Origin of the sequence: Providencia sp. wls1922, assembly GCF_009706505.1 — a bacterium.
Classification (GTDB): Bacteria; Pseudomonadota; Gammaproteobacteria; order Enterobacterales; family Enterobacteriaceae; genus Providencia; species Providencia lanzhouensis.
Map to the genome: position 1 here is coordinate 1 of NZ_WLUG01000100.1, position 12,163 is coordinate 12,163.

The 12,163-nt window shown below is 42.0% G+C and carries 10 protein-coding genes; 2 read left to right on the forward strand and 8 right to left on the reverse strand.

Annotation, left to right across the window (positions count from 1 at the left end; all coding sequences use genetic code 11):
- A partial coding sequence (locus GKR71_RS13535) for an alpha/beta fold hydrolase (RefSeq protein WP_154634440.1) occupies positions 1-857 on the reverse strand: 857 nt, incomplete at its 3' end.
- Positions 858-1,073: 216 nt separating this feature from the next.
- Here GKR71_RS13535 and GKR71_RS13540 point away from each other — a divergent pair.
- Positions 1,074-1,313 (forward strand): Pathogenicity locus, encoded by a 240-nt coding sequence (locus tag GKR71_RS13540; protein WP_036951220.1) that lies wholly within the window; start codon positions 1,074-1,076, stop codon positions 1,311-1,313.
- A gap of 26 nt (positions 1,314-1,339) precedes the next feature.
- On the opposite strand, the gene GKR71_RS13545 is transcribed toward GKR71_RS13540, so the two are convergent.
- From GKR71_RS13545 to leuA, 7 genes are all read right to left on the reverse strand, one after another.
- Positions 1,340-2,068, reverse strand: a complete 729-nt coding sequence (locus tag GKR71_RS13545; protein WP_036951219.1) for a TerC family protein — start codon at positions 2,066-2,068, stop codon at positions 1,340-1,342.
- Between the two features lie 61 nt (positions 2,069-2,129).
- Entirely contained in the window at positions 2,130-2,813 is a 684-nt protein-coding gene (mutH, locus tag GKR71_RS13550; protein WP_108478291.1) for a DNA mismatch repair endonuclease MutH, read from the reverse strand.
- A gap of 569 nt (positions 2,814-3,382) precedes the next feature.
- Positions 3,383-5,059, reverse strand: a complete 1,677-nt coding sequence (gene sgrR / locus GKR71_RS13555; RefSeq protein WP_154600053.1) for an HTH-type transcriptional regulator SgrR — start codon at positions 5,057-5,059, stop codon at positions 3,383-3,385.
- A gap of 437 nt (positions 5,060-5,496) precedes the next feature.
- Positions 5,497-6,099, reverse strand: coding sequence for a 3-isopropylmalate dehydratase small subunit (gene leuD, locus GKR71_RS13560; RefSeq protein ID WP_036951216.1), 603 nt, complete (start codon positions 6,097-6,099; stop codon positions 5,497-5,499).
- Between the two features lie 11 nt (positions 6,100-6,110).
- Positions 6,111-7,514 carry a 3-isopropylmalate dehydratase large subunit gene (gene leuC, locus GKR71_RS13565; protein WP_154609748.1) on the reverse strand — a complete coding sequence of 468 codons (1,404 nt, stop codon included), beginning with the start codon at positions 7,512-7,514 and terminating at the stop codon, positions 6,111-6,113.
- Between the two features lies 1 nt (position 7,515).
- Positions 7,516-8,607 (reverse strand): 3-isopropylmalate dehydrogenase, encoded by a 1,092-nt coding sequence (gene leuB / locus GKR71_RS13570; RefSeq protein WP_036951214.1) that lies wholly within the window; start codon positions 8,605-8,607, stop codon positions 7,516-7,518.
- 2 nt (positions 8,608-8,609) lie between these two features.
- Positions 8,610-10,190 carry a 2-isopropylmalate synthase gene (gene leuA / locus GKR71_RS13575; protein ID WP_036951213.1) on the reverse strand — a complete coding sequence of 527 codons (1,581 nt, stop codon included), beginning with the start codon at positions 10,188-10,190 and terminating at the stop codon, positions 8,610-8,612.
- A gap of 906 nt (positions 10,191-11,096) precedes the next feature.
- Here leuA and leuO point away from each other — a divergent pair.
- Positions 11,097-12,044 carry a transcriptional regulator LeuO gene (gene leuO, locus GKR71_RS13585; RefSeq protein ID WP_154600051.1) on the forward strand — a complete coding sequence of 316 codons (948 nt, stop codon included), beginning with the start codon at positions 11,097-11,099 and terminating at the stop codon, positions 12,042-12,044.
- The last annotated feature ends 119 nt before the right edge of the window (positions 12,045-12,163 follow it).

Here is a 12,163-nt window from a genome sequence, read left to right on the forward strand (position 1 = left end):
AATTGGGCAAGAATGGAATAGGCTTGTGTCCACAGAACTGAGCCGCCTTCATGAGAGAACAAAAAGTGTTCGCTATCAGGAAAGCGTTGAGCCAGTGTTTTGCCAAAATCAGGGGAATGCACAGAACTCACATCTTGCTCACCATACCACAGCGCGACAGGGCAGCGGATATCTTCAGGATTGAACTGCCAAGACTGTAGGGCGATTAAGAGATCTTGAACATAGCCTTGGTTACCTTGCATAAATGCACGTTCCATACAGTCACTGTAGGCGGCTAAGAAGCTCTCTTCGCTATAAACCTGCTGGTCTACCTCTGCGCTACAGTTAAGAATAAACGCCAGTAACCATTGTGAAGTCACATTGCGCATCAACCATTCTGATAAAGCCTCGGGGGTATGAATGGCTTGTTCCTGCATATTAATGACATCTTGCTTTAATTGTGCTCGGATTGCTGGAAACTCAAATTGGTCTTGCCCTGACACAAGTGATAATGAAACAGGGGAAGCGTAGCGGGCGAGTGCCATGGCGAAAACGGCACCTTGAGAGAAACCGATAACGGAAAATGACGGCAATTTTTGAGCATTCAGAAGTTCTTGAATATCTTGAGCAAAGCGTTGTAGGGATTTATGCTCATCAAAGGTGGATTGACCCAGTCCGGCACGTTCAGGGGTGATTAAGCGAATATTTAGCTCATCAAGACGGTCAATACCAAAGCCCAGTGTACCGCTCATCCCTGCGCCAGTACAAAAAATCACGGGGAACCCCTGTTCAGGGCCAGATTCATACCAACACAAAAGGCGCCCATCAGATAATGTCATCGACATATGGCGAGTATTGGATATTTTGTTGCTATACATAATAAATACCTACAAGATAGAATTTTTAGTGCGACATGTTAGTTTCTATCGCGAGTCGTCAATGACTTTACCGTTGTTATTTCCTATTTGCTAAAACAGATATATAGGGCAGGTAACTCAACCTGTTATAGACCGCTCAGAATTTTAGATTAAGAAATAGGTTAATTACAAAATATACGCTCAATTACGGCTGTTTTACAGCCAAAAGGATGATTTATGCCATTTTCAGACTCAGAAAAGCAAATTCTATTAGCAGTGAAGGGTGTTGGATCAACGGTCATTAGCCGATTAGAACAAATGGGGTTTTCGTCTTTAGCGCAGTTAAGTGAAGCTTCTTATGATGAAATTTTAATTTCGGGTGCTGCACTAACGGGGTCAAGTTGTTGGAAAAACAGCCCTCAAGCTAAAAAAGCGGTGGAAGGCGCTATTGCAGCAGCAAAGGACGCCTTACGCTAACTTGGCTATGACTATTTATTTTTCATTTATTGCTTGTTTTTCATTTTCCACTTTTTGCTGCGCAGAATATTAAGCATTTGCACTGACATGGAGAAGAACATAGCAAAATAGATATAGCCTTTTGATACATGTACCTGAACACTTTCAAGTAACAAAGTGAAGCCCACAAGGATCAAGAAAGAGAGTGCGAGGATTTTGACGGAAGGATAGCGCTCCACAAAATCACCAATAGGTTTCGCGGCGAACATCATGATCATGACCGCCATAATCACTGCTGCCATCATAATAAACAGATGGTCAGATAGCCCCACGGCAGTGATCACCGAATCTAAACTGAAGATAATATCTAAAATTGCGATTTGCATAATGGCTCCCCAGAATGAAGTGACTTTTTTCTGGGCTATCCCCTCATCGTCTTCCCCTTCAATGGTATCGAAAATCTCCTGACTCGATTTCCAAATGAGGAATAAGCCACCGGCACACAAAATTAAATCGCGGGCGGAAACGGTATGTTCAGCTAATGTGAAGAGTGGCGTGGTGAGGCGAGCTAGCCAAGCAATAGATGCTAGTAGTGCCAAACGCATTCCCATTGCAGCGATCAACCCAATACGTCTGGCGCTATTTTGTTGATGGGCGGGCAATTTGCTGACGACAATACTTAAGAAAATTATATTGTCGATACCCAGTACGACTTCCAAAATTGTTAATGTTGCCAATGCCATCCAAGCATGGGGATCTAAGAACCACTCAAACATCTTATTGCCTTAAAAATGGAATAAAAAATCGTCTGTTTGGCACAGGCGATGCCTTGATCAATTAACCGAGGTTAAAGTGCCGCGCTAATAATGGACCCGTAAAATCTTTTTTTAAATAGAAACCTCTCGGTAATGTCATTATAGGCTGTCCAAATTCTCCTATACCTTCGGTTAGTGCTCTATTATTCGCCGCTTTGGGGCGAATCTGTAAAACTTGTCCGTGACGAGCCGTGATGGTTTCGACTTTTCCTAGCACAATTAAATCCATTAACTCTTCCCAATCTTGGCGTAAAAGTTGTTCTTCAAGCGCAGAAGGGCTCCAAATCAGAGGGTTAGCAATACGTCGCTGGGCAAGTGGTATTTGACGCTCACCTTCAATCGGAAACCACAAAATGCGAGATAATTTGCGGCGTACATGGCTATTTTCCCATGTTAGACCGCTATTGCCCGTGAGTGGTGCGACAGAGACAAATGTCGTTTCTAATGGTGCGCCATGGCGATCGATTGGGATTGTTTTAAGCTCCACGCCAATATCTGCAAAATCCTGTTCGGCTTTACTGCCTGCGGTCGCACCTAAAAAAAACTCTAACAATGTCCCGACCCAGCCTTTATCTCGTTTAAGATCGGGGGGAATTGGGATACCTGCAATAGTTGCTAGCTCACCAAGCGTATAGCCAGCAAGGGCTTGGGCTCGCGCTAATAAGACGGTTTCATTTTCTGGTGGTGAAGGCGGTATAAAAGACATAGTCGACTGAACTTCATTGTGTTTAAAAAATAACCAAGGAAATGGTCACAAGATAGGGTGAGTATAACACTTTTTAGTCACCGTATTTAACTTCATGATATATATATGGATATTAGATAATAATCACAGACGGGATTATGAATATTTAAGGTTATTCAACTTCATCCCAAGATAATCACAGGATCATGCACTAGGTTATCCACAGGATTTCTGGATAACTGTGAAAAACTGCGATTACTGTGTGCATTTACAGCCTTGACTAATGTCATTTATTGAAGCTCGTCACAAAAAGCGAGTAAGTTAAGTACATTCCTTGTGGATAAAACATGCATTGATTGATCTTTGCTCAGTTGAACTCCTAACAAAAAAACACGGAAAAACTCACAGTGGATATCTGGTGTGAAATTCATTTATTACTATGATTTATAATGTTTTATTTTTTAGTGTGATTTTTTGTTAGAAATGAACAGTTGGGATATACCCTGATTACTATCTGGTTGTTCACATGGATATCCACAGAAAAAGTGAATAAAATCCATTTTGCTCACTCTAACTGTTTATAACTATCATCAATTCTGTGCATTATCCTCAGTTGGCTTAAACCAAGCTGATTTAAAGTCAAACCAGCCAAAAGTATTCATACGAACCCCCCGCATCGTTCTTTGCCCTTGTAGCTCTAACCAGTGATGAAAAATTGGGTGGAAGATTTGGGAATCAATCAAGCCCTCACACCAAGATTCCACATCCAATTTTTGCTGGCGCCAAAGTTGTAACTCTTCATCGAGGTTTTTCCCCAAACATTGACGCAATAGCGGCATCTCGTACAACGTAGCGAAGATAGAAAATTCAAGCGGCTTATAAAAGTTGGCGGTGGAGAGCCAGATATCGCTTTTAGCATCTCCATTAAACCAATCATCATAATCAACGATATTAATTTTAAGCGTCACGCCCTGAGTTTCTAATACTCGCTTCATGATTTGGCTAATGGCATAGAATTCATGATGATGGCGATAAAAAGTGACAGTTAGCTCAGTTAAATCTTCAGGTTTGGTTCGCGGGGAAAGCATTTTACTGTGATGCCAATGAAGCAATAACCCGTAAGCAGGCGCCCAGTGGCGCTGATAGAAGGATTCACAGTGCGCCAGTAGGTTGACGGGAGTTAAAAAGCTACACAGCCATTTACGCACATCTTCCCGTTGAGAAATGTCGGAGCGTTGGTCGAATAACAGAAAATAGCAACCTTCCTCCATGCGGCTTTCAAGGGAGTCATTGTGGCGCTTATCTCCATCCATTTTTAATGTGGTACATACCATCTGCTCAGAAAGTTCGGGAACCACCCAAATGGTCACTTCATCTAACAATGCGCGATAACCAAAATAGCGGTCAAAAGCGCTGATGGTGAGTTTCTGCGGGATATTGGTTTCGACTTCATAAGGACCCGTACCAATAGGGCGCTGACTAAAGCCGCTGATGGTTTCCCACTCTTTTGGAAGAATGGCGGCATGTGGGCTACCGAGTAACCAAGGAAATTGCGTATCAGGATGGCTCAGATGGACGTCAATCACATAAGGCTGCGAAGAAGTGACCGAGTGAATATGTGAGAATAACGGCCAGCATTGCTTTAATCGTAATAACGAGTGGATAATATCCTCGACTTGCATTTCACGTCCATGATGGAAATAGATAGCTGGACGTAAATAAAAGCGCCAATGTTGTTCGTTGATGGCTTGCCAGTGGTGAGCAATACCATCTTCCACTTCCCCTTTTTCCTCATTTAAGTGAGTTAATCCATTAAATATCTGGCTCATTAAGTGGATTTCAGAGCGGCGCATTGGGGTGCCAGGAAGTAAGTTAGGAAAATCACGGTAATAAATGATGCGCAGTAAGTTTTTACCTTGTCGATAACTTCGCTCAAGCTCAGATAAGACCATTTGGCGGATAGTCTCTTTATCGCCAACGAGCGCCACGAGTTTTTCAATACTTTCTTCTTTTAAAAGCTGCTCAGCCTGTGCTTGTTGTAGCTCTAATCCATTGATATGAAAAATTAATGTGGAGCGTTTTCCTCGTCCTGATTCTGCTTGCCAACTGAGCCAGCCATGGGACTGCATATTATTGAGCAGGGTGCGAACATGACGGCGAGAGCAAAACAAAATATCGGCAATATCTTGCAATGTGGTTTCACTGTTTTTTCCCTGAAAATGCTGCCACAAGCGTACAAATTGCGTTTGTAATCGAGAATTAGACATAAAAGAGGAACTCCAGAATAAATTGCATCAATTTTAATATCCTATATTCCGTAGATAATAGGGGGCAGTAAGTAGCTCTATTGACCTGTCTGTTGCAGGTTTACTCCCCCTTTTATTGAGTAATGGTATTTTTACCAGCCGGTATGTGAATGCATATCGGCTTTTTTTCTTTTTTCTTCATATTTCACGCTGTGACTGCGTTGGCTTCACTCGGCTACTCAGGTCACATACTAAAGTATGCTCCCCAAGATATCCTCATTTTGCCGCCTTGCCACAACGCGAACTATTTTGAAAAATATAAAAAGGCAATTAATTGAATAATTGCATATTAGGAATTAATGGGGAAGGATTTATTGGTTGGTACGGTTTATTGGAGTTGAGTTCTACTTTTATGAATACAAATAGGCAAGAAAAAGCCCACCGAAGTGGGCTGGGGATTAATTCATAAAGGCAGGGAGCTTTTGCTCGTAATCCTTGATTTGGTCAACGTGCTGTAACGTCAAGCCGATGCTGTCTAAGCCATTCATCATGCAATGACGGCGGAAGCTGTCAATCTCGAAAGTATACACTTTCTCGCCGGCGGTGACGGTTTGCGCTTCTAAATCGACAGTAAACTGGCAACCTTCGTGGCTGTTCACATAGCTGAACATCTCATCCACTTGCTGTTCGCTTAATTTGATTGGCAACAGCTGATTGTTAAACGAGTTACCGTAAAAAATATCGGCGAAACTTGGTGCAATAACCACTTGGATACCGAAATCGGTTAATGCCCACGGCGCGTGTTCGCGAGATGAACCACAACCAAAGTTTTCACGGGCTAACAGAATGCTAGCGCCTTTAAATACCGGTTTGTTCAAGACAAAATCAGGGTTAGGTTGCTGACCTTTATCATCTAAAAAACGCCAGTCATTAAATAAGTGCTGACCAAAGCCTGTGCGCGTCACTTTCTGCAAAAATTGTTTTGGAATAATGGCATCGGTGTCGACGTTTGCGGCATCTAAAGGGGCGACAATCCCAACATGCTTAATAAACTTATCCATGGTTTTCTCCTTTAGATTTGAATGTCACGAACATCAGCAAAATGACCGTTAATCGCTGCGGCAGCAGCCATTGCAGGGCTGACTAAGTGGGTTCGACCCGCTCGACCTTGGCGACCTTCAAAGTTACGGTTGCTGGTGGATGCGCAGCGTTCACCCGGATTCAAGCGGTCGTTGTTCATCGCTAAGCACATTGAACAGCCCGGTAAGCGCCATTCGAAGCCCGCATCGATAAAGATTTTATCCAAGCCTTCCTGTTCCGCTTGGGCTTTGACGGGCCCTGAACCCGGTACCACAATGGCTTGTACGCCAGACGCGACTTTTTTACCTTTAGCAATGGCAGCCGCAGCGCGTAAATCTTCAATACGTGAGTTAGTGCAAGAGCCAATAAAAACTTTATCAATCTTCACGTCGGATAACTTAATACCTGATTCCAATCCCATGTACGCCAAGGCTTTTTCCGCAGAAGCGCGTTCGACGGGGTCGACAAACGATTCTGGAGCAGGGATCGGTTGGTTAATAGCGATCACTTGCCCTGGGTTGGTACCCCAAGTGACTTGCGGGGCAATAGTCTCGGCTTGGATGGTGATCACTTTGTCAAATTTCGCATCATCATCGGTTTTTAACGTTTTCCAATACGCGACAGCATCATCCCAATCTTGGCCTTTCGGTGCAAATTGGCGACCTTTCATATAATTAAAGGTGGTTTCATCGGGAGCGATAATGCCGGCTTTAGCGCCTAATTCAATCGCCATATTACAGACGGTCATGCGACCTTCCATGCTCAAATCTTCAATCGCGTCACCGCAGAATTCGACAATGTAGCCTGTTCCACCTGCGCTACCTGTTGTACCAATGATAGCTAAGACGATATCTTTTGCCGTGATCCCAGCAGGCGCTTTACCCACCACTTCAATTTTCATGGTTTTGGCTCGCGCTTGTTTCAAAGTTTGAGTCGCCATGACGTGTTCAACTTCGGATGTTCCAATCCCAAAAGCTAATGCGCCGAATGCGCCGTGAGTGGCAGTATGAGAGTCACCACACACGATGGTTGTACCCGGTAAAGTGATACCTTGCTCTGGTCCCATAACATGAACAATACCTTGATATGGATGGTTTAAATCGTATAAAGTTACGCCGAACTCTTCGCAGTTTTTCATCAACTCTTGCATTTGAATTCGCGCCATATCGCCGCAGGCATTGATGTCTTTAGTCTGCGTTGACACGTTATGATCCATGGTTGCAAATGTTTTGCTTGGTTGATGTAACGGGCGGTTTTTGGTTCTTAAACCATCAAACGCTTGCGGTGAAGTCACTTCATGTACCAGATGGCGATCGATATAAATTAAAGGGATTTCGTTTTCAACTTCACGGACAACGTGAGCGTCATATAATTTTTGGTATAAAGTCTTCGACATGTTAAACCCCTTCTTCAATATAACGGGCGATAATGTCACCCATCTCACTGGTACTGATTGATTGACCATTGCCTGCTAAATCCGCAGTGCGATAGCCATTTTCTAATGCTTTATTCACGGCTCTTTCGATAGCATCTGCCGCTTCCGTTTGGTTCAAACTGAAGCGTAATAACATGGATGCTGATAAAATTTGTGCGATTGGGTTGGCAATATTTTTGCCTGCGATATCTGGCGCTGAACCGCCAGCAGGCTCGTACAAGCCAAAGCCATCAGCATTTAAGCTGGCGGAAGGCAGCATACCCATTGATCCTGTGATCATGGCGCACTCATCGGAAATAATGTCACCGAATAAGTTCGAGCACAGCACCACATCAAACTGAGAAGGGGCTTTGATCATTTGCATCGCCGCGTTATCGATATACATATGGTTCACTTCAACGTCTGGGTACTCTTTGGCAATTTGGTTAACCACTTCGCGCCATAATACGGAGCTTTGTAAAACGTTAGCTTTATCAATAGATGTCACTTTATGGCTACGTTTACGCGCAGATTCAAAGGCAATACGGGCAATGCGTTCAATTTCATAGCGGTGATAAACTTCGGTATCGAAAGCATATTCTTCAGCGCCTTCACCTTTACGTCCTTTTGGCTGACCAAAATAGATCCCGCCAGTTAATTCACGGACACATAAAATATCAAACCCTTGAGCGGCAATATCGGCGCGTAATGGGCAAAATGCTTCTAATGCTTGATATAAACGAGCAGGGCGTAAATTACTGAATAATTTAAAATGTTTACGCAATGGTAATAATGCACCACGTTCAGGCTGGCTGTCCGGTGGCAAATGTTCCCATTTTGGACCACCGACTGAGCCGAATAACACGGCATCAGCTTCTTCACAACCTTTGACTGTTGCTTGCGGTAATGGCTCGCCGTGATTATCAATGGCGGCGCCACCCACATCATAGGCTTTGGTTGAAATTGTGATAGCAAAGCGCTTGCTAATTGAGTTCAAGACTTTATGAGCTTGAGCCATCACTTCGGGGCCGATTCCATCGCCCGCTAATACCGCAATATTAAAATTCGTAGACATGTTTACACCGCTTCCTTTGTATTAATTTGTAATTCTTGGTCAGAGATTTTTTGTTTTTCTTTTTCGACTTGTTCTGCACGCCAAATACTATTTAATACGTGCACCATGGCTTTTGCGGATGATTCAACGATATCCGTAGCTAATCCCATACCGTGGAAACGACGACCAAAGCATTCAGCGACGATATCCACTTGTCCTAAGGCATTTTCACCCTGACCTTTTGCGGACAATTGGTAAGAAACCAATTTCATTGGGTAGTTTGTGATTTTGCTAATCGCTTGATAGATAGCATCAACAGGACCATTTCCGGTTGCCGCCTCTGATTTTTCTGTTTCACCACACTGCATTTTGACGGTCGCAGTGGCAACAATGCTTGAACCTGACTGTGTACTAAAGTAATCCATGACAAAGTGGTCAGTTTCGTCTTGCTGTTTCGCGAAAAAGGCTAAAGCTTCTAAATCATAATCAAATACTTGCCCTTTTTTATCCGCTAAGTTCAAGAATGCGGTATACAGCTCATCTAAATTAAAATCTTTACCTTCGCTATAGCCCATCTCTTCCATACGGTGTTTAACGGCGGCGCGACCTGAACGGGACGTTAAGTTTAATTGTTGCTCTTTTAAGCCGATGGATTCAGGGGTCATAATCTCGTAAGTTTCGCGATTCTTTAACACGCCATCTTGGTGGATCCCTGATGAATGCGCGAATGCATTGCTGCCCACAACCGCTTTATTAGCAGGGATTGGGGTATTGCATAATTGGCTAACTAACTGGCTGGTACGGTAAATTTCTTTGTGATTGATATTGGTGTGCACACCTAACATCTGTTCACGTAATTTAATCGCCATGATCACTTCTTCTAATGCGGTATTTCCTGCGCGTTCGCCTAATCCATTAATGGTACCTTCCACTTGTCGAGCTCCAGCTTGAACGGCGCTGATGGAGTTAGCGACTGACATGCCTAAGTCATCATGGCAATGAACGGAGATGATGGCTTTATCAATGTTAGGTACGCGCTCATATAAAGAAGAGATAATGCCACCGAATTGATATGGGGTAGTGTAGCCGACAGTGTCTGGGATATTAATGGTGGTTGCGCCTGCGCCGATGGCAGCTTCGACAATGCGACATAAGTTATCAATATCTGTACGACCCGCGTCTTCACATGAAAATTCCACATCATCAGTGTAGCGGCGCGCTCGTTTAATAGAGTTAATCGCCATGTCCATCACGCCATCAAACGTTTTGTTTAACTTTTTCTGCATATGCAAATTGGATGTCGCTAAGAAAACATGAATACGGAATGCTTCAGCCACTTTCAACGATTCTGCTGCCACATCAATATCATTCTCAACACAGCGTGCTAATGCACAGATACGGCTATTTTTAATTTCACGGGCGATAGTTTGAACAGACTCAAAATCACCCGGGGATGAGACAGGGAACCCAGCTTCAATAACATCGACACCTAAGCGCTCTAATGCAAAAGCAATTTGTAATTTTTCTTTAACTGATAAGCTGGCCTGCAAGGCTTGTTCGCCATCACGTAAGGTTGTGTCGAAGATGATAACTTGGTTGCTCATAATGCGTTCCTCATAGACTAAATTTTGTTGTTTTTAATTCTGTTTGTTGGATTCCCATCTAGCCGCAGGCATAAAAAAACCCGCTGGTTGCGCGGGCTTCTTTATGTTTGTGGACAGTATTTGTTTTACTTTCCATCCATAAGCATACCGCGCAAATTGGCTGCGAGTAGTAGTAGGCTTAGTAGGCGGATAGAAGATGTCATGGTTAACTGTCTCTCTTTTAATTTCAAATAATCTGTATTTATTGATACGCGATTCCAATAATAATGTCAAACTTAATTTTTTGAGCGTTAAATGCTTGGAAGTGCGTTGTTACTGATTATTGGAATTTACGTCTGATATTTATAATTTTCATGATGTTTTTGCCTATATAAGGGAGTAAAAATCAGGCTAAAATTTCACCTAAAAATTAGTGGCATAACTATATTTCTATAACGTAATGATTTTTATTATGTTTATGTAATGAAAGTATGCAGAGGTTAGATATCAGACTTCATTGGTATTGATCGTGGCTATGCTTCAAATAAGGTTAATTATCTAATAAATAAATAATTAAAAATTAATCTGATAATGAGATTCAAACGCGTTTATAGAAGAGATTTATTATGATTTATTCTTGAAATTGTTTTATTATTTTTATCGGAATGATGCTGACTTTAATAAGTTACATGTACCCATTACACTGATGAATATTTGCATTTTATGATGATATCTATACCTCGATTCTAATTTATGGGCAAAAAGAATAGAAGCGTCGTTTTAATAAATGCAGGGAAAGCGAAATAACTTATCATGTATAAGTTGTTTTAAAAATAATATTTAATGATTTTATATTTTTCGTCAATATTGCTTTGATGGATCATGTTCATTAATTAAAAATGATAAATATATTTAGTGGAGTTAAAAATGACTGATTTTGATACGATCTCAACAGCAAAAAAAGAAAGTAGCGATATTCATCTGCGCAATGTTGATTTGAACTTATTAACTGTTTTTGATGTTGTGATGCAAATGCAAAATGTCACTCGTGCAGCGCAAGTTCTCGGTATGTCTCAGCCTGCAGTAAGTAACGCCGTATCCCGCTTGAAATCCATGTTCAATGACGAATTATTTGTTCGCTATGGGCGTGGAATTCAACCGACTTCGCGCGCAAAACAATTATTTGGACCAGTAAGGCAAGCTCTTCAATTGGTGCATAATGAATTACCGGGGGCAGGGTTTGATCCTAAGCAAAGCGAAAGAGCATTTAGCTTATCTATTTGCTCTCCATTAGATATTCGCTTAGCGGCAATAATTGTTGATAAATTTAAAATTGCGTCGCCAAATGTTCAAGTTTTTATTCATTCTTTTTTAGGAAATAATATAGCGCATCAATTAAAATACCAAGAGATAGATTTTTTCTTGGGATATAATCAATTCGAAAAACCCGAGTATCAACATCAGGTTTTATTTAATGATGAATTGGTTTTAGTTGTCGCTAATCAACATCCAAGAATTGAAGATACTATTAATCAAGAAATGTTAGTGAGTGAAAGACATGCTATTATGGCAATGGATAATATTGGGTCATTTAGCAAACTATATTACCATAATACGGAACTTTCCCACACTGTCAGTTATCAAGGAACTGACTTAAACAGTGTATTGAACATTGTGGCACAAACAGATTTAGTGGCTATTGCCCCCAAATGGTTAGTGGAACATCATGCAAGTCAGCTGCAACTGCGTACCTTATCATTGCCTTGGGAAGAGAGTTCTCGCCCATGTTATTTAACGTGGCATGAATCGACGGCGCGAGATAAAGGCCATCAATGGATGAAAGCGCAGTTTTGCCAAATGATAGAACAGCTGTAAGCTAAATTGGCTCAATTCATTCTAAGGCAACCTTAGCATATTCCCCTAAATACTAACTCGCCATGATGAAAAAAATGGCGAGTTTTGTTGTGTCTGTAGCATTTGCAAAAAATTTACAC